Source organism: Tenacibaculum sp. MAR_2010_89, assembly GCF_900105985.1.
Taxonomy (GTDB): Bacteria; Bacteroidota; Bacteroidia; order Flavobacteriales; family Flavobacteriaceae; genus Polaribacter; species Polaribacter halocynthiae.
In genome coordinates, this window is the sequence record NZ_FNUB01000005.1 from 2,662,540 (window position 1) to 2,688,759 (window position 26,220).

The window sequence follows — 26,220 nt, forward strand, 5'->3', positions numbered from 1 at the left end:
TTCTCTCTTTTTATAAAACTATTAAACAAATGCTTATATCTAAATTGCTTTTTTAACTTAAAAAGTAAACAATTATTCAGAAGCATTTTATCTATAAATACACTTTATTTATATTTACACTATGGATGTTATTATTATTACAGGAGGAAGTAAAGGTATTGGAAAAGCAATAGCTAAGAAATATGCGATTGAAAACTATAAAGTATATTCTTTAGCTAGAAGTACTTCAGATATAAAAAATATTACTCAAATTACTGTTGATTTAAGTAATTTAAAAGATACAGAAACTTGTTTTAAAAATCTTCTAGAAGAAATTAAACAACTTGAAATTACCTCTATCACATTAGTAAATAATGCAGGTAGATTAGGTAAAATAACAACAATTGAAAATTTAACATCTAACGATATTAATACTACTATTCAATTAAACATAACTACTCCAATTATATTAACTAGTTTATTTATCAAATTAACACAAAGTATTACTTGTAAAAAACAAATAATAAATATCTCATCAGGAGCTGCTACTAAGCCTTATGAAGGTTGGAGTGCTTATTGTACATCTAAAGCTGCTATTGACATGCTTACCAAAACAACTGCTTCTGAACAAGCATCTATTAAAAATGGAGTGAAATGTATTGCTCTATATCCAGGTGTAGTTGACACTAATATGCAATCACAAATAAGAAACACAAGTGAAAATGATTTTAAAAACCTACAACGTTTCATTGATTTAAAAGAAAACAATGAGCTATATACCCCTGAATTTGTAGCTAATACTATTTATACAATTGATATAGAAGACAGGTTGGTAAACGGAGCTATTTTTGATATTAGAAATGTTTAATTTTAGTAGAAATAAATGTAATGACAAATTCTAACTTCATAGTAAGAACAACGAAGCTATCTTAAAATTCTAAAGTACAAACTGAAAAATTACTTCAGTCGTTATCATTCTTTCGTAATGAAAGTATAAAACGTCATAGCGAGGACAACAAAGCTATCTTAAAATTCTAAACTACAAACTGAAAGAATACTTCAGTCGTTATCACTCTTTCGTAATGACAATATAAAACGTCATAACGAAGACAACGAAGCTTTCATAAAATTCTAAACTACAAACTGAAAGAATACTTTAATCGTTATCACTCTTTCGTAATGACAAATTCAAACGTCATAGCGAGTGCAATGAAGCTATATTAAAATTCTAAACTGCAAACTTAAAGATTACTTCAGTCGTTATTACTCTTTCTTAATGACAAATTCAAACGTCATAGCGAGTGCAATGAAGCTATATTAAAATTCTAAACTGCAAACTTAAAGATTACTTCAGTCGTTATTACTCTTTCTTAATGACAAATTCAAACGTCATAGCGAGAGCAATGAAGCTATCTTAAAATTCTAAACTACAAACTTAAAGATTACTTCAATCATTATTACTCTTTCGTAATGACAAATTCAAACGTCATAGCAAGAACAACGAAGCTTTCATAAAATTCTAAACTACAAACTTAAAGATTACTTCAGTCGTTATCACTCTTTCGTAATGACAAATTGTAACGTCATAGCAAGAGCATCAAAGATATCTTAATATACTATGTTTAACCTGTTTTATCTAAAAATAGTATTATCTTTTATAAATGCATTTTTGTAACGCTCACTAAAAGGTATTTGGCCTTTGTTCTGTAGAATAATTAAGTTATCTTCAAAGTAAATCTCTTTTATTTTTTTAATGTTTACCAAATAATTACGATGTACCTGCTTAAAGTCAGGATTTGATAACATCTCTTTTAATTTTGTTAATGATAGTTTTATTAAATAATTCCCTTCATCACAAAGTAAACTACAATACTTCTCTTTAACTTCTATATAGTTTATAGAACTAACATCTACTTTAACAACACTCCTTTTCTTTTTTATAAATAAAAAAGAAGGACTTAATACTGCATTTTGCTCATTAAAACTGATACTATTAGATTGCTGATAACACGATTCAATAGCTAATTCTAATGAATATAAAAGCTCTAATTCATTATATGGTTTTAATAGATAAACCATAGGATTAGTAAGCTTAGCTTCATCAAAAACAGTTTTGCTTTGCATACTCGTTAAAAATAAAAATGGCACATTCATATCACGTTGATTCAAACGTTGAGCCAACTCTATTCCTTCTGGCCTACCATCAATCATGATGTCTAAAATAATCACATCAAAAAATCGATTTTTAATCTCCTTCTCTGCCTCCTCTGCATTTGCCACTCTAACAACCTCATAGTCATTTGTTTCTAAAAAAGAAATAAGCGCATTAGCTTCTTTATCTAAATCTTCTAGTAGTAATAGTCTTAGTGTGTTCATAGTATAAAAATATAGCTAATTTGTTAACAAAACCAATTTTTCTACTTCTTTATAACAAGTTTTAATCTATACGTTTGTTTTTCTGATTTTTACCCTAAATGATTTAAATGTAAAAGTTAGAAAGGTTATTGCTTTAGTACTTTAACCCTAATGACAAATTATTAACGTCACAACGAAGTACGAAGTTGTCTTTATATAATGCACTTCAAATACAAAGATTACTTCACTCCACTGTATTTCGTTCGTAATGACACTATCAAAACGTTACAACGAGGCACGAAGTTGTCTTTGTATTACGTGTTCCTAACTAAAAGATTACTTCACTCCACTGTATTTAGTTCGTAATGACACTATCAAAACGTCACAACGAGGTACGAAGTTGTCTTTGTATTATGTGTTTCTAACTAAAAGATTACTTCACTTCACTGTGTTTCGTTCGTAATGACACTATCAAAACGTCACAACGAGGTACGAAGTTGTCTTTATATAATGCACTTCAAATACAAAGATTACTTCACTCCACTGTATTTCGTTCGTAATGACACTATCAAAACGTTACAACGAGGCACGAAGTTGTCTTTGTATTACGTGTTCCTAACTAAAAGATTACTTCACTCCACTGTATTTAGTTCGTAATGACACTATAAAAACGTCACAACGAGGCACGAAGTTATCTTTATATAATGCACTTCAAATGCAAAGATTACTTCACTCCACTTCGTTTCGTTCGTAATGACACAAGTATAACGTCACAACGAGGCACGAAGTTGTCTTTGTATTGCGTGTTACTAACTAAAAGATTACTTCAATCATTACAACTATTTCGCAATGACATAAAAAAAAGAGATTGCAAATTACAATCTCTTTTTTTATTTAAACTGGTATACTTGGCAGTAGAATAGTAATTTTTGTTCCTTTACCAACTTCACTGTCAAAAGTAAGTGTTCCGTTATTTTTCTTAATTAATGTTTGACAAAGTATTAATCCTAGTCCAACACCTTCAGAGCGATCTATTTTATCAATACTTAAATCTTTAAGTGCATTAATTTTCACTAATCTATCTTTAGGTATTCCAACGCCAGTATCTTCTATTGATATAAATGCTTCTGTTTCAGATTTAACACCAGTAGTTACCTTTATCTCTCCTGCCCCATTCATATACTTTACAGCATTGTCAAGCAAGTTTCTCAATACTATTTTCAGCGACTCTTTATCTGCTTTTACCAAAGCGTTTTTTAAATCACTTTCAATACGGATGCTCTTAGCTTCTACTAGTATTGTATAATCATGTAATACATGTTGCACCATAGGACGTAATGCATACTCTTTTTGATCAAATATTAACTGATTACTTTGCTCTAATGACCAATGCAAAACATTATTTAATAAATGACTGGTACTATTAGTTACAGCAATTGCTGCATTAGTGGCTTCTTTTATGGCTACTAAATCTTTATTATCAATATGAGTTTTTAACTCTTCATGCTGATACCGAATAGTATTAATAGGCGAACGCAAATCATGTGAAACGACAGAAAATAAATAATCTTTGGTTTTATTAGCTACATTTAAATCTTCTTTCTGTTCCGTAATTAACTTATTTTTCTTTTTAAGTTTTCTATAAAAAAGGCCTAAGAATCCAATAAATATTAATAACCCAGAAGAACCAATAATCAAACCATCTCTTTGTATTTTTTGACGCTTTAATTTTTCATCCTGTACAGCAATTTCTTGCTGCTTTTGTGCTAAAGATAATTTTTTATCTCGCTCAGTAAGTTCCCATATTTTATCTCGATTCCAAATGGAATCTTTCCATTTACCATACTCTATATAATAACCAACACTTTCTTTATAATTCTTTCTATTTCGCTCAACAACAGCCATATTTTTAGATGAATTTTGTTTAAGCTCTATATCCGAAAAGTCTTTGGATAAAAGATAAGCCTCTCTAAACAAAGGAATAGCCTCATCATCTAAATATTGATTATAATACACGTTTGCTAGTTCCATTTTGGCAGTTATCAATCCTGTTGTGTCTCTATCTTCTATTAATGATAATCTTTTAGTGAAAAATTCTTTAGCCTTATCATACTTCTTCGTATGCATATAACATACTCCCAGGTTATGATAAGAAGCTTTCCGCAATCTTAATGTTGTTACACTACTTTTTTTACTCCATTTTTCGTAATAGAATATTGCTTTATCGTAATTTTTTAAACTCAAAAATACTCTTCCTAATTTTTGTAGCTTTAGGGTCTTAATCTCATTATTTTCAGAAATAGATAAAAAACTAGATAAAGCCTTTTTATATAATCTTTTTCTGATAGCTGAAGTTCCCTGAACATAATTAAGGATATCACTTTCGTTTTCCCCAAAATTCTCTAAAAGAGCTTTATTACTATAAGCATAGCAAGAGTCATAATTTTTGTTTTTATAAAAATCAATCGCCTTACAAAATGACTCTCGTTTATTTATTAAACATAAACTATCAGCTTTTTTTAAAAATAAATCTAAATCATACCTTTCAACTTGTCCATAAGTATTTAGAAACACAAACAAGAATAAAAAGAATAATTTAGATTTTAAAAAAAAAATATTACTAATCTCCATCTACAGGAGTACTTACAGTCCCTCTATCTGTTTCAGGATCTTCATCTTCATCTCTAACCCAAATCATATCTGCTGAAGCACCTGACTCTACTTTATAAGTAAACTGAATATAGTATAAATCATAATTAGTAGTCTCCTCTTTACAATTAAACTCTACACGGAACTCTCTTCCTTGAACGGTATCAGTTCCTCCTTCTTTATTTAAAATATTTACAGGGTTTATACCATAATAATTTAAATAAATTTCATTACCTTGTAACTGTAACCCACTTGTGTTTTCTACTCTGTTCAAAGGATTGTCTGGTAAATAAGCTAATACGGTTACTGTGTATGGAGTGCTATTAGACCCTTCGGCTCCAGATATATTAACTAAAGGACCTGTAGGCCTATTTGCGGCTGGAATATTTGTTACAAATTTTTCAAATTTTACTAATGATAACGTTACATGATTAACTGTTACTGAGTTTCCCATAATTTTTATATTGTTTGGTTTGTCTATAGAATCAAAAATACAATAAAAAATGAATTATGAAATAAAAGTAAAATTTAGTTATTAGGTATTACTTAACAATTGTTCTAAATGTTAAGTTTACTCGAGGTCTATGAACTTTTTTTGTAGGAGGTAATCTATGCAGCCAATTACTTTGAGTTTCACCTTTCATTACTAATAATGATCCATGTTGTAATATTAATGAAACTACTTCTTTTGTTTTTTTATGTTTAAATCCAAATTTACGCTCTGCTCCAAAAGTTAGTGAAGCTATAGCTCCATTTTTCTTTAAATCTTTTTCGCCATCAGCATGCCAAGCCATACCTTCTGAACCATCATGGTATAAATTTAATAGGCATGAATTATAGGTTTCATTCGTTTCTTCTTCAATAAGTTTCTTGAGTTCTAATAATTCTTTAGTAAAAGTTAATGCTACTTTAGTAGTATTAGAATAAGAATACTCAAAAGGTTCTGTTGCATACCAAGCAACTTTACGTTTGGTTACAACACGTTTTCCAAAAATAATGGCTTCATCGTTTCGCCATTCAATAGCTTCTAACAAATGTTTATAATACCAATCCGCTTTGGCTTTAGAGGTAACTAATCCATAATATAAAACTGTTCCCTCTTTAGGTAATAAGTTTTTAGGCTGTTCTTCAAACTGTGAAAACAAATCCATTAATTTTTTTATATCAAAGATACGTGTTTTAATTATCTAGTATTAAATCTAACATAATTTCACCAATAAGCTTTTCATATAGTTCTAGCTTATTAGCAATTAAAAATGCCACTAAGAAGAACGATATAGTCTAACTGCAAACAGATTACTTCAAACCTTTATAACCTTACAAAGACGATTTAGTTATAATGATTTAAACATTGTTCACAACTTTCATTTTCACTTTATAAATTTGTTTGTGTGTTGTTGCTGGGTTTTCTATTTTTGTTCAAGTAAACAATAAGAGTTAATGGAGCATTTTATAGTATCAGCACGTAAGTATCGTCCTCAAAATTTTGAAGATGTAGTAGGGCAACAAGCCATTACTAATACGTTAGAGAATGCTATAAAAAATAATCATTTAGCACAAGCTTTATTATTTACTGGACCTCGTGGAGTTGGTAAAACTTCTTGTGCTCGTATTTTAGCAAAACGAATTAATCAAGAAGATGCTACTACAGATGATGAAGATTTTGCTTTTAATATTTTTGAATTAGATGCTGCTTCCAATAACTCTGTAGATGATATTCGTAGTTTAACAGACCAGGTTCGTATTCCTCCTCAAACAGGTAAATACAAAGTGTATATTATTGATGAGGTTCATATGCTGTCTCAAGCGGCTTTTAATGCTTTTTTAAAAACATTAGAAGAGCCACCAGCACATGCTATTTTTATATTAGCAACTACTGAAAAGCATAAAATTATACCTACTATTTTATCACGTTGTCAAATTTTTGATTTTAACCGTATTGGTGTTTTAGATGCTAAGGAGTATTTAAAAACTATTTGTGCTAAAGAAAGTATAACAGCTGATGATGATGCTTTACACATTATAGCACAAAAAGCAGATGGTGCTATGCGTGATGCATTGTCTATTTTTGATAGAGTAGTAAGTTTTTCAGGAACTAATTTAACGCGTGAAGCGGTTACTCAAAACTTAAATGTTTTAGACTATGATGTTTATTTTCAAATAACTGATTTACTATTAGAAAATAAAATTCCTGAAGTTTTAATGGCCTATAATACAGTTTTAGGTAAAGGCTTTGAAGGACATCATTTTATTAACGGTTTAGCTAGCCATTTTAGAGATTTATTAGTTGCTAAAGACACTGCAACAATAGCACTTCTTGAGGTAGGCGACTCAACTAAAAAGAAATATTTAGACCAAGCAACCAAAGCTAATATGCAGTTTTTAATACCTGCAATTGATAAAGCTAATGATTGTGATTTAAAATATAGGGCTAGTAAAAACCAACGTTTGCTGGTTGAACTAACATTAATGCAAATAGCCTCTATCACTTTTGATGGAGCAAAAAAAAAATCTAGCAACTACATAATTCCAGCTACTTTTTTTACATCATTATCTCCAGCCAAGCCTAAAGTGGTTAAACAACAAGTTGATACAATTGTAAAGGAAGCTGTTTCAAACGCTAAACCTGTTTCTCCTAAACCAAAGGAAATTAAACCTAAAGAGGAATCAACTAAACCCCTACTTAAAAATATAAAGAGACGTACCTCTGCCCTATCTCTAAAAAGTATACATCAAAAGAAGGAGTATAAAAGTACTCAGGAAGAAGAAAACTATGATAATCACCCTAGAACACCTTTTACTCAAGAAGAGCTAAAAGATGCATGGAAAAAGTATTATTTTAAGCTACAAGATATGGGTGAGCGTAGTATTGCTGCAATTATTGCTTCTGACGAACCCCAATTAAGAGAAAAGTTTCAAGTTGCAATATCTTTACCTAATGATTTAATGAAATCTCAGTTAGAAAAAGGTAAACGTAAATTATTAACTTTTTTACGTGAAAAACTTAATAATTATGGTGTTCAAATTGTTATAACAGTTAATGAAACAGTAGAAAAGAAATTTGCTTATACTCCGCAAGAGAAATACTTAAAGTTAAAAGAAAAGAACCCTCTTCTAGAAAAATTGAAAAGTACTTTTGGTTTAGATGTTTAATTTTTTTTAGTAACAAAACAACTTTTTGTGATACTAATAATTTATACTATTAAATTACTTTAAAAATTAAAATACTATGAATTATATTTTAGGGGTTGCTTTTATATTAATTCTACTTTTTTTAATTAATAACTTTCTAAAAAAAAGACAATTAATTAAATTCAGAAAACATCTTTATAATAATTGGGGTAAGAAAAAAGAAAACGAATACTACAATTTTTATGTAATAGAAAAGTATTTTAAAAACAATCCCCATAAAGACAAAGCGTATCATATAATTACTGAAAAAAGTAAAATAGATATTGATATTGATGATGTATTTAAATTTATAGATAGGACAGTTTCAAAAGTTGGACAGCAATATTTATACTTTAAATTAAGAACCATTGATTCAATAGATAACTTATTAAAATTTGAAGGTTTAACTTCATTGTTTCAAAAAAACAAAGACCTTAGTATTTCATGTCAATTAGAACTTTCTAAACTAAATAGTAATAATTCATATTACTTAGAAGAATTAATTAATGGGAAACAACTTACAAAACCCAAATTTTTATGGTTAGTTAAATTATCAACTCTAATATCTATTACTTCATTTGTTGTAATGTTCTTCTATCCTATTGTAGCTCTATTATTAGTACCTGTTTTAGCTGTTAACATGGTTTTACATTATAAAAACAAAAATAATATAGGATATTATTTAAATGGTGCTTATCAGCTTTCAAGGGCTTTAAAAGTAAGTAAATCATTAAGTAAAATAAATGAAATATCATATCATTTTGGAAACTTGTCTTTTCTAAAGAAAATAAATTCAATAAAATTCAAAACAGAATTTATTGCTTTTGAAAAAAAAATTGATAATGAATTTTTATTTACTTTTTGGTTTGTTGCTGAAATTTTTAAGATTTTATTTAATATTGAATACTTAGCTTTCTATAGCTTTGTTGGAGCCATAGAGAAAGAAAAAGAAAGTATTGATGATATGTTTGTTTTTATAGGTAAAATAGATGCTGCTATATCAACCGCTTCTTTAAAGTCAGGAAATCTTAAAACCTGTACTCCAGAATTTAATAAAAATAATGTTTTAAAAGCTTTAGATATCTATCATCCACTTATAGATAATTGTGTTTCTAACACAGTTAACTTAACTAATAAAAGTATGTTGTTAACAGGCTCTAACATGTCGGGAAAAACTACATTTATTAGAACAATAGCTATAAATAGTATTTTGGCACAAACATTACATCTTTGCTTTGCTAAAGAATATTCTGCACCATTTTATAAAGTATTTTCATCAATTAGAATAACTGATGATTTACTAGATAATACGAGTTACTATTTACAAGAAGTTTTAACTATTAAAGATTTAATTAAAGCTTCTGAAGATAAACATCCTTGTCTATTTGTTTTAGATGAAATTTTTAAAGGAACCAATACAGTTGAAAGAATATCTGGTGGAAAAGCTATTCTTAAGTATTTAAATAAATTACAACACACAGTTTTGGTTTCTACCCATGATATTGAACTCACTGAATTATTAGTAGAAGAAAACTATGATTTATTTCATTTTAGTGAACAAATAGAAAATGAAAAATTAGTTTTTGATCATAAAATAAAAAATGGAAAGTTGAAAACTAGAAACGCAATTAAAATTTTAGATTTATACAAGTACCCTAAAGAAATAATCGTAGATGCTAGAGAGGTAGAAACTACTTTTAACAAATAAATTCTAAAAAATATAACTAAATACTAGTTAATTTTTTTCCATTTATCTTCATAAGTTGGAGCTATCTTTTGTAATACTTGAATCATTTTTTGCTGATTTCTAGTAGGCTTACCGTCAGAAAAAACATTTACTATTTCATCTCCTTTGGCATCTAAAAAAATTCGAATCATGTAATTACCAACCGTAATATTATGAAGTCTATCTAGTTGAATTACATTAGTTTCAATTGTTTCTTTTGCTTTATCTTTATTTTCAGCAAAGCTATCAAAACCATTTCTATGGTAATTATAATATATATTTCTAAGTACAGTAAACTTTTGTGATAGTAAATTATCTATTAAACTAAACCTATTCTGTTTACCTATATTATTTTGCCATCCACTTTCTCCATTAGATTGTGCTTGTAGCATAGCATTTTCAGCTTGTTTTAAATACTTTTCACCACCTTTTTTGGCAAATGTATCTGCATCAACTCCTACAATTACATACGCATAAAATGCTATTACAGAAACTAAATTAGAGTCGTATGAATTTGGGTTGTAAATTAATGGATCAAATTCATTATACTTAAAGTTAAAATTAATATCATTAATATTCAATATAGGAGTAGTATATGAAGATTTATATACAGGTCTAGTAGCTTGAACTTGTAAACTTGCTGAAAAATTATTGCCGTTTTGTTCGTTTATGATAATAGTAAAAGCACAATTTATACGTTCTTGAATTTTAAACGTTTTATTGGTCCATTGCTTTTGATTTATAAACTCTGTTAAAGAACTTTGTAAAGTTTCATAAACCTGCTTATTAGAACTTTGAATTTTATCAGAATTAATAGTTACTAGAGCATTTAATTCTTGTGAACTAACAGCTGTAGTAACCAATAATGTTAAAGCAAAAATGAAAAACTTACGCATATAATTTGTTTATTATTTCGTTAATAATGTCTTTAGAAACTTCTTTTTTAGATTTTAATTCAAATACATTTTGATTAAAATCAACATCAATAATATTAATTTTATTAGTATCAGTTGCAAATCCGGCTCCTTCATCTCTTAAAGAGTTTAATACAATCAAATCTAATTTTTTTCGCTCTATTTTGCTTTTTGCATTTTCTACTTCGTTATTCGTTTCTAATGCAAACCCTATTAATAACTGATGCTTTTTTATTTCTCCTAATGATTTTAATATATCTTTAGTAGGTTCTAATTCAATAGTTAACGCTGCATCCTTCTTTTTTATTTTCTGAGTAGCAATATTTTTTGGTTTGTAATCAGCAACAGCTGCTGCCAAAATAGCAACATCAACGTCAGCATAGTACTTGTGACAAGCGATATACATATCTTCAGCAGACTTTACGTCTATTCTATGAATCAGTGAGTGGTTTACTTTTTGAAATGATGGACCTGAAACTAAAAATACTTCAGCACCTAAATTAGCTGCTGTCTTTGCTATTTCAAACCCCATCTTTCCTGAAGAATGATTACCTATAAATCGAACTGGATCAATTGCTTCATATGTAGGTCCAGCAGTTATTAAAATTTTCTTTCCTTTTAATGGAAGTGTTGATAAAATATCATTTGTAATAAACGATACAATATCTTCTGGTTCTGCCATTCTTCCCTCTCCTACCAATCCACTAGCTAATTCACCTGAAGTAGCTGGTATCATAACATTTCCGTAGGATTGTAGTTTATCCAAACTGTTTTTAGTTGACGGGTGCTTGTACATATCTAAATCCATTGCTGGAGCAAAATATACTGGACATTTAGCTGACAAATAGGTTGCTAATAATAAATTATCGCAAGTTCCATTAGTCATTTTAGATAATGTGTTTGCTGTAGCAGGAGCGATAATCATTATATCAGCCCAAAGACCTAAATCTACATGGTTGTTCCATAGTTCATTTTCTTCTTCTTCTTTATCATAAAAAGTAGAATGAACAGGGTTTTTAGATAAGGTTGATAAGGTAAGAGGGGTTATAAAATCTTTAGACGCAGGAGTCATAATTACTTTGACTTCTGCGCCTGATTTTATAAATAAACGAACTAAGTTCGCCGTTTTGTATGCGGCAATTCCAGCTGTTACGCCTAGTAATACTTTTTTACCGCTTAATACAGACATATTATTCTGCGTCTGGTGTTCTGTAATATACTTTACCATCTAACCACTCATCAACTGCAATAGCATGTGGTTTTGGTAAACGTTCGTAGAATTTAGAAACTTCTATCTGTTCTTTATTTTCAAAAACTTCCTCTAAACTATCATTGTAAGTAGCAAACTCATCTAACTTATCAACTAACTCCTTTTTTAAATCAGAGTTAATTTGTGTAGCTCTTTTTGCTATTACAGAAATTGCCTCATAGATATTATCTGTAGAAGCTTCGATAGCTTCTTTATCATAAGTTATTGTACTTACAGGTGCTTTCGTTTCTTTATAATCCATTTTTTAACTTTTAACTAATTGTTCTTGTGCCTTTTGTAATGCTGATAGCATATCATTAGAATCTGTCATGAATTTTGATTCAGGAAAGTTTCTTTTTAATTTATCATATGCTTTTACAGCACTTTTTATTCTTTCTGCTTTTCTTCTAGCAGTACTTTTCATTGCAAAGTCATGAGCCGCTTTTAAACGGTAAAACAATGCTTCTTCTTTAAAACTTGTACCTAAATAATCAGATAACAAATTATCAAAAGCTACTATAGCTGCTCTATAATTTCTAGTATCATAATCAGCAGTTCTATAATATGTTTTTGCTATTTCAAATGCCTTCTTTTCTAATTTATAACGTAATTCAGCATAATACTTGTTTGCTTCTGGTAATTTATCTGAATTAGGATAGTTATCTATAAATCCTTGAAAAGACTCCAACGCTTTGTCGGTATCTGTAGGATCTAAACTAAACCTTGGTGCTGCCTTATAATAACTTAAAGCTGATAAAAAAGCAGCTTCTTCTTTTTTAGAACTCTTAGGATAATTTCTTGTAAACCTATTAAAATAATACCCTGCTAAACTATAATTTTTTTCATTAAAGTTTGATTGAGAAACCATAAATTGGATACGTTCCATTTGTGGTTTACCTCTATAAGAAGGTGTTATTTTTTCAAATAAACGTAAAGCCTTACTGTATTTTTGAGATTCATACATTTTTACAGCCATTTTATACTGCTCTTCTACTGTACCTCTATTTAATACTTTTTGATATTGGCCACATGATGTTAATACCAATAACATTACAATTATATACGCTAAATTTTTATTTTTTTGCATCTGGCAAAATTAATGATTAATTATGGATTATTAAAACGATTTTTTTACTCAATGTAAAGTATTGCAATAAACCATAAAATCTGCTATAAAAATCGTAAACAACTCCTAAATCTTTGTTAATCTTATTGAGGCGCATCAGGTGCTTGCCCTACTAACTGCTTTACATCATTATCAAATAAATATAAGCCTCCTTTATCATCACCAATTAAATTAATTTTATCTAAAATGTTTCTTGCTAAAGCTTCCTCTTCTATTTGTTCTGATACATACCATTGTAAAAAGTTATGAGTTGCATAATCTCTTTCTTCTAATGTAATGTGAACTAAATCATTAATAGATTTAGAAACCATAACCTCATGATCAAATAATGTTTGAAACATATCTTTAAATGAACCAAACTCAGTTGGAGGCGCTGCTAATTCAGAAATTTGTGCATGACCACCACGTTCATTAACAAACTTTACCAACTTTAACATGTGCATGCGTTCTTCATCTGAATGTGCGTACATAAACTGAGCAACTCCTTCAAAACCTTGAATTTCTGCCCAACATGCCATTGATAAATATACCTGAGACGATTCTGCTTCTATTTTTATTTGTGTATTTAGTACTTCTTCTATTTTTTTTGATAACATACTTGGGTGTGATTTATTTCTTATACAAAGATGCTAAAAAAAGACTACAATTAAGTTATTGTAGCCTTTTCTATATATAATTTTTGTTTAGACAAATTATAGATTATCTATAAAGTCAGATATTTTAGTTTGTAATTCTTCTGAAGCCTTTACTAATGGTAAGCGAACTTCATCTAAACAAATACCTTTTTTCATTAATACTGCCTTAATTCCTGCTGGGTTATTTTCTTCAAAAATATAATCAACAATATCCATTAATTTATAATGAATATCAAATGCTTCTTTATTTTTACCAGCTAACCCCAATTGAATCATTGTAGAAAACTCTTTTGGTAAACCTTGACCAATTACTGATATAACTCCTGCTCCACCAGCTAAAACAACTCCTAAAGTTAAATCATCATCACCTGATATAACTAAAAAGTCTTCTGGTTTGTCTTTAAGTAAAGAATAATATTGCTGCTGAATATTTGCTGCTTCTTTTACCCCAATAACATTATCAAAATCATTTGCTAAACGTAATGTAGTTTCTGGCAGCATATTTTTAGCTGTTCTTCCAGGTACATTATATAATATTATTGGCTTAGGGCTAGCTAATGCAACTGCCTTAAAATGTTGGTAAAAACCTTCTTGTGTTGGCTTACTATAATATGGAGCTACTGATAATATTGCATCAATATTAGATAAATCTAAAGTTTGAAGTTCTTCAACAACTGTTTGAGTATTATTTCCTCCAACTCCTAATACTAAAGGTAAACGACCTTTGTTTGTTTCTACAATTACTTTTATTATTTCTTTCTTTTCCTCTTTTGTTATAGTTGCACTTTCAGCTGTTGTACCATTAATAACTAAATAATTTATTCCGTTATCAATATTATAATCCACTAACTTTATAAGTGCATTATAATCTACTGTTAAATCCTCTTTAAAAGGAGTTACTAAAGCTACTCCTGTACCTATAAACTTTTGCATTATATTTTATTTAAAATCGTTAAATATTTTTTTAATTCTTGATTTAAAATTGCTTCATTAAATGTAGCATCTGCTACAACTAAATCATATAATCTATCATCAACTTCAGCAAACCCTACTTTTAGTTTTGCTTGCGATTGCAAAGTTATTACATTAGTGTATAAATTTGATGATTTTGTATAATTTATAAGCAAGTCATACTCTTTTTTAACAAAGTTTTTTAAATTGTCTGATTTTAAACTAGCTTTATACCCTAATTCTTCTTCAGTAAAAAACATTGGTGTTATTTCTTGTTTTTTTGAAAACTCTCTCTGCACTAAAAAAGTTATATCTTCCTTTTTAAAAGGCAATTTATTTGTTAAGTTAGCTTGAATTACGTTGACTAATGATTCATTATCAAGAATTACAGCTATTGATTTTACTTTTCCATTCTTACTTTTAACTATAGGTTTTCTTTCTATTAATTTATTATAGTACTTTTCTATTGACTTCTGCTTAAGTTTACCTATCATTTCACTTTATTTCTTCTGCTAAAATAATTTATTTATTTACAATTTCTAATAATATAAACTGATTAAGTTGCTTACCATATTTTTGAAAATTATCATCAGAAACTAACAGTAAAGATTGATTTCCATTTGGTAAAGTTGGTCCAAAAGTTATTCCCTCTATATTGTCTATAATACCACCTGTTAATTTTTCTTTCACCGATGTAAAATCAAATAATAATTCTTTCTTTAAAGAAATAAATTTTTCTTTTTTCAATGATTGAATTTCTAAAGTATTTGTAGTATTACTTTGAACCGTTGCTTTAAAAATTCTTACAGTATTCCCATGACTCCCATAACCACTTTGATATATTCTTTCAACAACAAAAAAACTATCATTAGTATATTGTAAAATAGCTGTTACACCATTAAGGTTTATATTTCCTTTTGCTGGTTTGTCAATTTTTTCTAATTGATAAGCATATTGTTTTGTTGCTTTGTTTGAAGTACTATCAAAATAACTAATTCTAATTGGTGAATTGGTTACTTCAAAAGTAGGTTCTTCTCCATCTACCCCTAAAGGCCCTTCCATAGCAACCCAAAAACCGCTTTTGTCTATACTCTTAGTCGAACTTTCAAAAGCTGCATTATGTTTTGGCTTTCCTAAATCTATATTTTTAAAATAGCTAGGTATTTTTACTTCTTTTTTAAACTTTCCTAATGAGTCAATTACAAAAACTGAAGGCCTTTTTCCTCCATTTATATTCCCTTCACTAGTTAAATTTATATTATTCTCATTATCAATAAAAATAGATTCTAAATCTAACGCATTGTTTTTAAAAAAAAGACTAGTAGTATCTTTTACTGATATAACATCTATAAAATTAATAGTTGAAATTTTATTTTGCTCAATAGCTATTTTACTAACTAAAATTCTTGGATTAGAAGAATCATCAACTACCATGTAGTATTTATTATTTGAATAATCTATACCAGAAAGGCCTCCAACCATATTATTTTTAAATAGTATAGAATCACCAACTACGTGCTCATCTAAATAATTTAATTTAATAGATTTTTTTTTACAACTCGAAAAGATTAATAAAAATATAATTAATAGGTTATAACGCATACAAAAACTATATAAAAAAGGATTGTTTTCTTAAAAACACAAAAATACTATTTTATACTTGTAAGAATTAAAGTTTTAATCGTCTAAATCAAAAAAACAATTATCATGAATAAATACTTCCCCTTTATTTTAAAATTAATAATTGCAGTAATTATGCTACAAACGTTATTTTTTAAATTTACTGGAGCTCAACAAAGTATTAATTTATTCACCAAAGTTGCTGGAGAGCATGAAGCTATCGTAAGAATCGGAACAGGAATTTTAGAACTAATAGCTTCAATTTTATTATTTACACCAAAAAAAACTTGGATAGGTTGTTTCTTAACTATTGGATTAATGAGTGGAGCCATCATGGGACATCTTACCAAAATAGGTATTGAAAATAATGGTGATGGTGGTCTTTTATTTTCACTTTCCATATTTACATTACTTTCAGCAATAGTATTACTATATATACATAAAAAAGATATACCCTATTTAAAATAAGAATTTGTAATTATTGTTTGTTTAATACAGTACTTCATTGAGTTTAGAAAAACTAAATCAATGAAGTACTTTTTATTTATATAGTTTTAAAGCCATATCAAAAATTTGATAAATTTTGTTTATGGGAATATCTTCATTTGGGTTTATATACAACAACTTTACAAATGTTCGATTGCCTTGTACTAAATCAGGATGCTCTATTTCTACACCCCTTCCTATAGCTATATATGGGAATTGTGTTTTTTTATCAACCCATAAATAACAAAACAATTTATTTTCATACATAAAGCATGGGAGTTTGTAATACCATTTTGAAATAAACTCTTTATTATAAGTTTGTATAATGTTTTTTAAAGCTAACAAACACCCTTTTACTGGCTCTTCTTTATCAAAATAAAAGTAATCAATATCAGTCATAAACCTAATTAATATAATTTTAAAGCTTCTTTTAAAAGTGATTGAATAGTATCAATTGGAATATCTTGATTTGCATCTATTCTAAATATTTTCATTTTTGAACGATTTCCTTTTTCTAAACCAGGAAAATTAAGATCCTCTCCTTTCACCATTAAAATATACGGCTCTAACGTTTTTTTATCTATCCATAAATAACAAAAAAGTTGTTTCTTATACAAAAAACAAGGCATTCCCCATTTTTGAGTTTCAGTTATAGCATCAATATCTAAAATAATTTTCCTCAATGCTAGTAAACAACTTTTAATTGGTTCTTCTTTTTCTATATAAAACGTATTAATATTTATCATATTTACTTTACAGCTATATAAATATCTACTTCACCATTTGTAGGGTCTTCAGCTTTTTTACCATATAACTCAAAATCGGCAGTATACGTTCTATTTAAATCCATCTTCCAAATATCCATCCATTTATCAATTACTGCGTTTTTAGTTAAATCTCCTTTAGCCACAAACCTCTGGTAATTGGATTTCAGTATGGTTACACCAACCATTCCTTCAGGGATACTTTTTAAGTCGGTTACTTGAAACCCAAGAATTGTATCATAAGGTTTAGTGTGATCTGATTCATAATTGGTATAAACTGCACAAATAGCATCACTCATTCTATTGTGTATTATACCAAACATATCTTTATTCATAAATTGCTCCCATAACTTACCTATGTCTTCTTTTGCTTCTTGGTTTTCATTAGTTGTTCTAACTGAAATTCCAATTACATAAAACTCATTTTTTTGTACTACTTCCATTGTATTATTTTTTAATGTTGATACAAAAATAAATGAGGCTTATGACAAGGGTTTGTCAAGGGTATTCAAATATTTTTCTTTGCATATTTCAAAATATTCTTCTAAGCTCATTTTATGAGGCTCAAAAGTGTCTTTTAAATTCATTATACTCTGAATGCAATCTATTCTAAACGCTCTAAATTCTTTACGAAGTCTGCAATATCCTATTAGTAACCAATTTTCGTTAGTACTATACAATGCAAAAGGTTCTACTACTCTTTTTGTAAATTTACTTTCTAATGACAAATACTCTATCGTTAATAATTGAAATCTAGTTATTGCCGATTGTATTTGCATTAAATGATTACTTGTTTTTTCTTGTTCTTTATTAACCCTAAAGATAATTCTTTGCGATAATAAGTTTACTTTATCTTTTTGTGAATATTGAAGTACAGCTTTAATTTTAGTAATCGCATTTGTATAATTTTCAACAAATGAAGTATCTTTATTTTTAAGTATTAACTGTTCAGCAGTTATTAGGGCATTTGCTTCATTTTCAGAAAACATTACCGGAGGTAAATGAAATCCTTCTTGCATTGAATATCCTTTACCTTCTTCTGTAAAAATAGGAATACCTGAATTTTCTAATGTTTTAATATCTCTGTATATCGTGCGTAAGCTTACATTATATTTTTCTGCTAATTCACGGGCAATGACAATTCTTTTTGACTGAAGTTGTGTAAGTATTTGAGTTAACCTGGTAATTCTTGGCTTTTCCATACTTATTCATTTTTAGCTATCATGGCTTTACAAATTAAGTACTGAGAAATTATATACAACACTATAATTGCAATATCAAAAAGATGTTTAGCTGCATAAAAATTATTCAAGGCTATTAAACTATCAGATGCAATAAAAATAATAGCCCCTAAAAGCAACCATGAATTAGCCATTGATTTTTCTTGTCGATAATTTAACAGTGCTGAAGCTCCAAAAGTTGCTATTGTTACTCCGTAAACGATAACAGGAATAAGCATTTCTTCTAAGTTATCATAAATTAAATATAACAAGCATCCAAACAACAAAACAAATGGTATTGCAGATGTTATCATTTTAGCTGTTAAATCTTTTTGTAAAAAACCAGTTGTTATTTTTATATATATTACATGAGCTAATAAAAATGACCCCAATCCGAATACAAAAAAAGCTTCTTTATCTAAAAGAAAAACATCACCCCAAAATGAAAAAAACAAACCACTTACAAACCAGAAGTTAGGCTTTTTTACAGATAACAAATACACCATAACCAATGTTGTCATTAATAATGGCTTAAAAATCATTTCGATGACTTTATTTTGAGTTATTACTGCATAAATATCAGCAATAGCTACTAGTAAAAATAATACTGAGGCTATTGTTATTTTAGTTTGTTTGGTCATTTTTAATCTAATTTAATAATTAAAAAAATTTTAATACAAAAATGTTATTCTTATATCATATCAATAAAATCTTGCTCAGATATAATAGGAATACTTAAACTTTCTGCTTTAGTTAATTTACTTGGCCCCATATTATCACCCGCTACAATATATGTTGTTTTCTTAGAAATTGAAGAACTTACTTTACCTCCATTATCTTCAATTGCTTTTTTAAGTTCATTTCTACTCATTTGATGAAAAACACCAGAAACTACAAATACTTTTCCAGCAAGTTTATCAGTTTGTCCTTCCAAACTTTCTGCTGAAACTTCTAATTGTACTCCATACAATTTTAATCGGTGTATTAACTCTTTATTACCTTCATCAACAGAAAAATCAAGAATACTTTGTGCAATTCTATCTCCTATTTCATCAACCCCAATTAAAGTATCAAAATCGGCTTGCATTAAATTATCTATTGACTTAAAATGCTTTGCTAACTTTTTAGCTACAGTTTCACCAACAAATCGAATTCCTAGTGCAAATAATACTTTCTCAAACGGAATTTCTTTTGATTTTTCAACTCCTTCAATCATATTTTGAGCAGATTTCTCAGCCATTCTTTCTAAAGGAATAACTTGCTCTACTTTCAAATCATATAAATCTGCATAATTCTTTATCAACCCTTCTTTACGAAGTAAATCCACCGTTTCTCCTCCTAAGCCATCAATATCCATTGCTTTTCTACTAATGTAATGTTGAATTCTTCCAGTTATTTGTGGGGCACAACCAAATTCATTCGGGCAATAATGCTTAGCATCTCCTTCAGTTCTAATCAATTCTGTACCACATTCAGGGCAATTAGTAGCATATTCAGTAGGCTTAGAATATTCAGGTCGTTTTGTTAAATCAACTTTTATAATTTTAGGAATAATCTCACCTCCTTTTTCAACAAAAACAGTATCATCAACACGAATATCTAACTTTTCAATTTGATCAGCATTATGTAAAGACGCTCTTTTTACTATAGTTCCTGCTAATTGTACTGGCTCTAAATTTGCAACCGGAGTAATTGCCCCAGTTCTTCCTACTTGATATGTTATTTCATTTAAAACTGTTGATACTTGCTCTGCTTTAAACTTATATGCAATTGCCCAACGAGGTGCTTTTGCTGTATATCCCAATTCTTCTTGTTGTTGTAAATTATTAACTTTTACAACAACTCCATCGGTTTCATATGGTAACTCATGACGCTTCACATCCCATGCGCTCACAAAATCAAATACTTCATCTATTGATTTTGCTAAAACGATAGTATCAGGAACTTTAAAACCAACTTTTCTAGCAGCTTCTAAACTTTCAAAATGTGTTTTGTATTTACGTTCATTTGTTACCACTTGATACAACAAGCAATCCAAAGGACGTTTAGCAACCTCTGAACTATCTTGAAGTTTTAAGCTTCCACTAGCAGTGTTACGAGGATTCCTATAAGTTTCTTCTCCATTAGCTATACGTTCTTCATTCATTTTATTGAAACCTTGCAACGGTAAAATTATTTCACCACGCATTTCAAAACTTGAAACATAATCTCCATTAGGAACTAAAGGAATAGATTTTATCGTTCTAATATTAGTAGTTACTTCATCTCCTTGAAAACCATCACCACGAGTTACTGCTCTTATAAATTGTCCATTCTCATAGGTTAAATTTATAGAGGCTCCATCGTATTTCAACTCACAAGTATATTCTATATCTTCAGTTCCAAGATTCTTTTGTACTCGTTTTTCCCAATCTAATAAATCATCTTTGGAGTATGAGTTATCTAACGAGTACATTCTATTTTTATGAGTAATCGTTTCAAAATTTTTAGTAACATCTCCTCCTACTCGCTGAGTTGGTGAATTAGAATCAAAGAAATCTGGATTTTCTTCTTCAAGTTTTTCTAACTCTTTTAGTTTAATATCAAAATCGTAATCAGAAATAGTAGCATTGTCTAATACATAATAATTATGATTATGCTGACGTAACTCTTCTCTAAGCTGTTGTATTTTTTGTTCCGTGGTCATTTAATTTTTCTTCAAAAAATTTTCTATCTGTCTTCTATGTCTTAGAATGTGTACAATGGCATGTTCTAGTAATTGTTCTATATCATAAGTAACATTCCATCGAGTTTTAAAAGAGTATTTCTCTAACTCTTTAGTTGTTTTATACCAGTTATTGTGAAATGACTTTTTTGTATAAACTATCATTTCACCTAATTCTTTAATAGCAATATTAATACTATCTATTTCGGTATCATATTCTAACCATTCTTTTGTAAATATTGATTGAATATAGTTAGCGTATGTATAACCAGATTGAATAACATGAAAAGTTACTGTTTGAATGGACATACAGTCCTTATTCTCAGTTTCATAATCTCTAACAATAATAAATTCTTCTTCTGAAATACTTTTTAAAATTAATTTATAGTCCATTAACGCTCTTTCATACTCTTCAATCAAAGCGACTAACATTCCATTTTTTTTCATTTATTATTTCCTTACTTTTCCCGTTAGTAAACTAACACCTTTTGGAAGCGGATTTCCAGCTGAGCGTCTAAAAGTAACTACTTGACCAACATGCCAAATTGCATCAGCGATAGGACCATTTAATTGGTTCCAAAATGGGTATTCTTCAACACCATTTTTTCTCTTTATTTTCATTTTAAAAGATGACAAATCTTTAGCGTTCTTTAAAATTTCGCTCGACTTCTTAAAATTCTCTAATGTCATTTTACGAATATCTTCAAATGATAATGTTTCGTCTTTAGAAAAATCTACTTCTTTACCCTCTAACGCGCTTAATGTCATTACAGATAGTACTAATATATGATCTATCGTTTCTAAGGTTGTTCTTGCTTCTTTTGTAGGTTTATATTTTAAGTCTTTAACTGTTAACCCTTCCGTTGCCCAATAGTAACGAAAACCTAGTCCATCTACCATTCTACTTGCTACTGTCCCCGCTGTATATTCTTTAGGTACTTCCTCTAATTCATAGTATGGTAAATTTTGTGAATTCATGCTAAATGTTATTAATAAAATTAAAAAAGTTACAATTGATTTCATCTAAATATTTTGATGCTAATTTACAGAAAAGTTTTTGAGATTATTACCATCTTTTGATTTGGTTATAAACAAAAAACCGAAGCAAAGGCTTCGGTTTTTTGTTTATATGCGGAAAGTTTTTACTTTTTTAATGTCATTGTATAAACCACATCATTTTCTTTTGTTGAAAACAACAATTCTTTATCATTTAATTTAAGTATTTGAAAACCATTAGTATCATCACCTTCGTTTTCAAATTTTATTGTTTTTTTATCTTCCAATAATTTCCATTGTCCTTTTTTTTCAGTTTTCCTTATCACTAGTTGATAGTTACCATCTTTTTCAAAAACCATCCAACTGTTTTTACAATTTGAAAGATCTTCTTTTTCTTCTCCAATTTTAAGCGATTCTATACGCCATTTTCCTGAAGTTAAACATGCTGATTTTTTTGTTTCTTGAGAATACATTAGAGCAGAAAAGCTCAATAAAAATGCAATTAAGAGTATTGCTTTTTTCATTATTTAAGGGGAATTAGGGTTACTTTAAATCAAATATAACAAAAAAACCGAAACATTAAAAATGTTTCGGTTTTTTATAATATGAAATTAACGGTCTGTTAATAATATGTATAACGACGTACTTTTGCTATGTGTTTTGCTAAACGCATTACTTGATGAGAATATCCATATTCATTATCATACCACACATAAATAACAATCGTATCTCCATCAGCAATAGTAGCTTTACTATCAAAAATTGATGGTGCTGTAGTTCCTACAATATCAGAAGAAACTAACTCATTACTCATTGAATATTGTATTTGCTCTACTAAATCTCCTTCTAAAGCATATTGTTTCATGATAGCATTAACTGCTTCTGCCGTAGTAGTTGAATTTAATTGTAAATTTAAAATTGCTAATGATCCATTTGGTACAGGAACACGAATAGCATTTGATGTTAATTTACCTTCTAAAGCTGGTAACGCTTTTGATACTGCTTTACCTGCTCCTGTTTCAGTAATTACCATATTTAATGCAGCAGCTCTACCTCTACGGTATTTGTTATGCATATTATCTACTAAATTTTGATCATTAGTATAAGCATGAATAGTTTCTAAATGCCCTTTTTTAATTCCGAAATTATCTTCTAAAACCTTTAAAACTGGCGTTATTGCATTTGTTGTACATGATGCAGCTGAAAAAACATCAACAGTATCAGGGTTATTTTCTATATGATTAACTCCATGTACAATATTTGGTATTCCTTTACCTGGTGCAGTTAATAAAACTTTACTAGCACCTTTTGGCACTAAATGACGATTTAAAGCCTCTTTATCTCTAAAAGCTCCGGTATTATCAATAATTAAAGCATCATTAATTCCATACTCAGTATAATCAATATCTTCAGGTTTAGCGGCAGATATCATATATACAGTTGTACCATTAATTATTAATGCATTATTTTCAGCATCTACCTGAACAGTTCCTAAGAAGTCTCCATGTACAGAATCGATACTTAATAATGAAGCTCTTTTTTCTAAAACAGACTCATCTATTTTTCCACGAGTAACAACAGCTCTTAAACGTAATTGAGAACCTTTACCCATTTTACTACTTAACTCACGAGCTAATAAACGACCAATACGTCCAAAACCATATAAAACTACGTCTTTAGGTTTAATTCCATTAGCTTCTGTTGCTCCTTCTAATTGTTTTTTTACAAAATCAACTTTATCTATATTTTCGTTTTCAGATAAATGAAACTCATAGGCTAATTTACCGATATCTAATTTAGAAGCAGGTAATTCAATTGACTGTATTGCTTTAGCAATATCTAACGCATCTTGAATAGAGATTGGTTTAGCTACAAACTCTTTTGCATAATCTATTAAATTTAAAACTTCACTAGCTCTTTTATCTACTAATGGGTTTCTAAATAATACTAATTCAATAGATTTATCGTACCATAAATCATTAACAATGTTAATAAATTCAACAGTAGCTCTTCTTGTTTGAGCTTGATTTACTACCTCGTTTTCGTAATTTGTTATTGTTGACATAGTTGTGTGTTAACTAAGATTTAAAAAATTTGGTGCAAAAGTAATTGTTTTCAATTAATTTTAGAATTATTTTAAAAAGAAAAAAACGCTTTTAACAAAATATTAAAAGCGTTTTCTTAAGTTCTTTATTTATCCTGAATAATTTAAAAACCGTACCTCACTGTTTCTCCTTTTAAATTAATTACTTCAATAACAAATGAATTGTTATTTCCTAAGTTTAATAATTTCTGTCTTGCATCAACTGAATTTAAAACTTCTTGATTGTTTATTTTGGTAATAATAAAACCTTCTTTTATTCCTAATCGATTAAGAACCCTGTTCACATTTGAAATTACTTTAGCTCCAGAACTTATCTTGTTTTTTTTAATTTCATTTTCAGAAATATCTTTCAGAACTAACCCTAAACTTCTTACTTCTACAAAATCTTTCTTACTTAAAGTAACAACTTTTTCTACCTTTTCGCCATCTCTTAAAACTGTAACTACAACCTTTTCTCCTGGTCGTTTAGCCGTTAACTGACCTTTTAACTCTGAAAATTTGGTGATTTTTACACTATTTAATTTAGTTATTACATCTCCTTCTCTTAAACCTGACTTTAAGGCTTCACTTTCTTTTTCTATTCTTTTAATTTTCACTCCTTCAATAGCTCCTTCAGTATCATTATAAGGCTCAAAGCCTATTAAAGCCTCTTGAACATCTCCATACTCTAATAAATCATCAATAATTTTTTTAGCAATATTAGATGGCACTGCAAAAGAATACCCAATAAACGAACCTGTTCTTGATGAAATAGCTGTATTAATACCTATCAACTCTCCTCTAGTATTCACCAATGCTCCTCCACTATTTCCTGGGTTTACTGCTGCATCTGTTTGAATAAAAGACTCTATATTTCTATTTCCTTCTAAATCTCGTCCTTTAGCGCTGACTATCCCAGCAGTAACTGTAGAGGTTAAATTGTAAGGATTTCCTACTGCTAATACCCATTCTCCAATTTTTACATTATCAGAATTTCCAAATGAAACTGTAGGCAAAACAATGTCAGATTCTACTTTTAATAAAGCAATATCTCTTTCTTTATCTGCTCCTATTAATTTAGCTTTTAACTTTTTACGATTATTAAGTGTAATCTCAATCTCCGATGCTCCTTCAATTACATGATTATTAGTTACAATATAGCCATCAGGAGAAATAATAACACCACTTCCTGTACCTACTTGTTCATATTTTCTAGAACCACTTCCTCCAAAGAAAAAACTCATAGGATCTTGCTTTGTCCGTATTGCAGTATTTTTTACGTGTACAACCGCATTTACAGTACTTTCTGCTGCATCCGTAAAATTTGTAGGTACAGATGATGTATTCATTACTGGTGTTGTATAACTTGCCTTTACTGTTTGTAAAGTTGGCTCATTAGATTTTTGAATTACAACTTGAGGTTTTTCAATTAATACTTTGTAGCCTGTAAGCGCAACTGCACCACCTATAAACGCTACTCCTAGAATTCCTAATATTTTCTTCATATGCTTATAAATGTTTTAATTACTCAAATATACAATTTTAACATTTTAACAAAATGTGTTTAACTTGGTTTTAACGATTTTTAACCA

27 protein-coding genes are annotated in these 26,220 nt (G+C 28.7%); 4 read left to right on the forward strand and 23 right to left on the reverse strand.

Annotated features, from left to right (window positions below; all coding sequences use genetic code 11):
- Nucleotides 1-121: 121 nt before the first annotated feature.
- Complete coding sequence (locus BLV71_RS15140) at nt 122-847, forward strand: (S)-benzoin forming benzil reductase (protein ID WP_093871358.1); 726 nt, start codon at nt 122-124, stop codon at nt 845-847.
- A 764-nt stretch (nt 848-1,611) separates the two neighbouring features.
- Here the strand turns inward: BLV71_RS15140 and BLV71_RS15145 are convergent.
- From BLV71_RS15145 to BLV71_RS15160, 4 genes are all read right to left on the reverse strand, one after another.
- A complete protein-coding gene (locus BLV71_RS15145; RefSeq protein ID WP_093871359.1) occupies nt 1,612-2,355 on the reverse strand; it encodes a LytR/AlgR family response regulator transcription factor in 744 nt (247 codons plus the stop codon).
- Between the two features lie 873 nt (nt 2,356-3,228).
- Complete coding sequence (locus tag BLV71_RS15150) at nt 3,229-4,965, reverse strand: tetratricopeptide repeat-containing sensor histidine kinase (RefSeq protein ID WP_093871360.1); 1,737 nt, start codon at nt 4,963-4,965, stop codon at nt 3,229-3,231.
- Nucleotides 4,955-5,437: a hypothetical protein gene (locus tag BLV71_RS15155; protein ID WP_093871361.1), complete on the reverse strand. Its 483-nt coding sequence runs from the start codon at nt 5,435-5,437 to the stop codon at nt 4,955-4,957. Before BLV71_RS15155 ends, BLV71_RS15150 begins: the two co-directional genes overlap by 11 nt.
- 88 nt (nt 5,438-5,525) lie before the next feature.
- Nucleotides 5,526-6,134: an alpha-ketoglutarate-dependent dioxygenase AlkB family protein gene (locus BLV71_RS15160; RefSeq protein WP_093871362.1), complete on the reverse strand. Its 609-nt coding sequence runs from the start codon at nt 6,132-6,134 to the stop codon at nt 5,526-5,528.
- A 289-nt stretch (nt 6,135-6,423) separates the two neighbouring features.
- Between BLV71_RS15160 and dnaX the strand changes: the two genes are divergently transcribed.
- Both dnaX and BLV71_RS15170 read left to right on the forward strand, forming a co-directional pair.
- Nucleotides 6,424-8,136: a DNA polymerase III subunit gamma/tau gene (dnaX, locus tag BLV71_RS15165; RefSeq protein WP_093871363.1), complete on the forward strand. Its 1,713-nt coding sequence runs from the start codon at nt 6,424-6,426 to the stop codon at nt 8,134-8,136.
- A 76-nt stretch (nt 8,137-8,212) separates the two neighbouring features.
- Nucleotides 8,213-9,862, forward strand: coding sequence for a MutS-related protein (locus BLV71_RS15170; protein WP_093871364.1), 1,650 nt, complete (start codon nt 8,213-8,215; stop codon nt 9,860-9,862).
- Between the two features lie 23 nt (nt 9,863-9,885).
- On the opposite strand, the gene BLV71_RS15175 is transcribed toward BLV71_RS15170, so the two are convergent.
- The 8 genes from BLV71_RS15175 to BLV71_RS15210 form a co-directional block, all read right to left on the reverse strand.
- Nucleotides 9,886-10,776, reverse strand: a complete 891-nt coding sequence (locus BLV71_RS15175) for a type IX secretion system protein PorD (RefSeq protein WP_093871365.1) — start codon at nt 10,774-10,776, stop codon at nt 9,886-9,888.
- Complete coding sequence (gene coaBC / locus BLV71_RS15180) at nt 10,769-11,983, reverse strand: bifunctional phosphopantothenoylcysteine decarboxylase/phosphopantothenate--cysteine ligase CoaBC (protein WP_093871366.1); 1,215 nt, start codon at nt 11,981-11,983, stop codon at nt 10,769-10,771. The genes BLV71_RS15175 and coaBC overlap by 8 nt, the downstream gene beginning before the upstream one ends.
- 1 nt (nt 11,984) lies before the next feature.
- Entirely contained in the window at nt 11,985-12,305 is a 321-nt protein-coding gene (locus BLV71_RS15185) for a DNA-directed RNA polymerase subunit omega (protein ID WP_093871367.1), read from the reverse strand.
- 3 nt (nt 12,306-12,308) lie between these two features.
- The gene (locus tag BLV71_RS15190) at nt 12,309-13,130 is read right to left on the reverse strand and encodes an outer membrane protein assembly factor BamD (protein ID WP_093871368.1); all 822 of its coding nucleotides are present in this window, start codon (nt 13,128-13,130) and stop codon (nt 12,309-12,311) included.
- A 122-nt stretch (nt 13,131-13,252) separates the two neighbouring features.
- Entirely contained in the window at nt 13,253-13,765 is a 513-nt protein-coding gene (locus tag BLV71_RS15195; protein ID WP_093871369.1) for a ferritin, read from the reverse strand.
- 96 nt (nt 13,766-13,861) lie between these two features.
- Nucleotides 13,862-14,737: a 4-hydroxy-tetrahydrodipicolinate synthase gene (gene dapA, locus BLV71_RS15200; protein WP_093871370.1), complete on the reverse strand. Its 876-nt coding sequence runs from the start codon at nt 14,735-14,737 to the stop codon at nt 13,862-13,864.
- Nucleotides 14,737-15,249: a DUF6913 domain-containing protein gene (locus BLV71_RS15205; protein ID WP_093871371.1), complete on the reverse strand. Its 513-nt coding sequence runs from the start codon at nt 15,247-15,249 to the stop codon at nt 14,737-14,739. Before BLV71_RS15205 ends, dapA begins: the two co-directional genes overlap by 1 nt.
- Nucleotides 15,250-15,277: 28 nt before the next feature.
- Nucleotides 15,278-16,357 (reverse strand): esterase-like activity of phytase family protein, encoded by a 1,080-nt coding sequence (locus tag BLV71_RS15210; RefSeq protein WP_093871372.1) that lies wholly within the window; start codon nt 16,355-16,357, stop codon nt 15,278-15,280.
- 105 nt (nt 16,358-16,462) lie between these two features.
- Here BLV71_RS15210 and BLV71_RS15215 point away from each other — a divergent pair, with 105 nt between their 5' ends.
- A complete protein-coding gene (locus BLV71_RS15215) occupies nt 16,463-16,843 on the forward strand; it encodes a DoxX family membrane protein (protein ID WP_093871373.1) in 381 nt (126 codons plus the stop codon).
- A gap of 72 nt (nt 16,844-16,915) precedes the next feature.
- Here BLV71_RS15215 and BLV71_RS15220 read toward each other — a convergent pair whose 3' ends face one another.
- The 11 genes from BLV71_RS15220 to BLV71_RS15270 form a co-directional block, all read right to left on the reverse strand.
- The gene (locus BLV71_RS15220) at nt 16,916-17,260 is read right to left on the reverse strand and encodes a DUF1801 domain-containing protein (protein ID WP_093871374.1); all 345 of its coding nucleotides are present in this window, start codon (nt 17,258-17,260) and stop codon (nt 16,916-16,918) included.
- An 8-nt stretch (nt 17,261-17,268) separates the two neighbouring features.
- Complete coding sequence (locus tag BLV71_RS15225; protein ID WP_093871375.1) at nt 17,269-17,607, reverse strand: DUF1801 domain-containing protein; 339 nt, start codon at nt 17,605-17,607, stop codon at nt 17,269-17,271.
- Between the two features lie 2 nt (nt 17,608-17,609).
- Nucleotides 17,610-18,068, reverse strand: coding sequence for a GyrI-like domain-containing protein (locus BLV71_RS15230; RefSeq protein WP_093871376.1), 459 nt, complete (start codon nt 18,066-18,068; stop codon nt 17,610-17,612).
- A gap of 39 nt (nt 18,069-18,107) precedes the next feature.
- Nucleotides 18,108-18,833 carry a helix-turn-helix transcriptional regulator gene (locus tag BLV71_RS15235; RefSeq protein WP_093871377.1) on the reverse strand — a complete coding sequence of 242 codons (726 nt, stop codon included), beginning with the start codon at nt 18,831-18,833 and terminating at the stop codon, nt 18,108-18,110.
- Complete coding sequence (locus tag BLV71_RS15240) at nt 18,830-19,486, reverse strand: lysoplasmalogenase (RefSeq protein ID WP_093871378.1); 657 nt, start codon at nt 19,484-19,486, stop codon at nt 18,830-18,832. Before BLV71_RS15240 ends, BLV71_RS15235 begins: the two co-directional genes overlap by 4 nt.
- 50 nt (nt 19,487-19,536) lie before the next feature.
- A complete protein-coding gene (gene ligA / locus BLV71_RS15245; RefSeq protein ID WP_093871379.1) occupies nt 19,537-21,531 on the reverse strand; it encodes an NAD-dependent DNA ligase LigA in 1,995 nt (664 codons plus the stop codon).
- Nucleotides 21,532-21,996, reverse strand: coding sequence for a DinB family protein (locus BLV71_RS15250; protein WP_143032800.1), 465 nt, complete (start codon nt 21,994-21,996; stop codon nt 21,532-21,534).
- Between the two features lie 3 nt (nt 21,997-21,999).
- The gene (locus tag BLV71_RS15255) at nt 22,000-22,572 is read right to left on the reverse strand and encodes a DinB family protein (RefSeq protein ID WP_093871380.1); all 573 of its coding nucleotides are present in this window, start codon (nt 22,570-22,572) and stop codon (nt 22,000-22,002) included.
- A gap of 119 nt (nt 22,573-22,691) precedes the next feature.
- Nucleotides 22,692-23,069, reverse strand: a complete 378-nt coding sequence (locus tag BLV71_RS15260; RefSeq protein ID WP_093871381.1) for a lipocalin family protein — start codon at nt 23,067-23,069, stop codon at nt 22,692-22,694.
- Between the two features lie 98 nt (nt 23,070-23,167).
- Nucleotides 23,168-24,610 (reverse strand): glyceraldehyde-3-phosphate dehydrogenase, encoded by a 1,443-nt coding sequence (locus BLV71_RS15265; protein ID WP_093871382.1) that lies wholly within the window; start codon nt 24,608-24,610, stop codon nt 23,168-23,170.
- Nucleotides 24,611-24,753: 143 nt separating this feature from the next.
- A complete protein-coding gene (locus tag BLV71_RS15270) occupies nt 24,754-26,133 on the reverse strand; it encodes a trypsin-like peptidase domain-containing protein (protein WP_093871383.1) in 1,380 nt (459 codons plus the stop codon).
- Nucleotides 26,134-26,220: the final 87 nt, after the last annotated feature.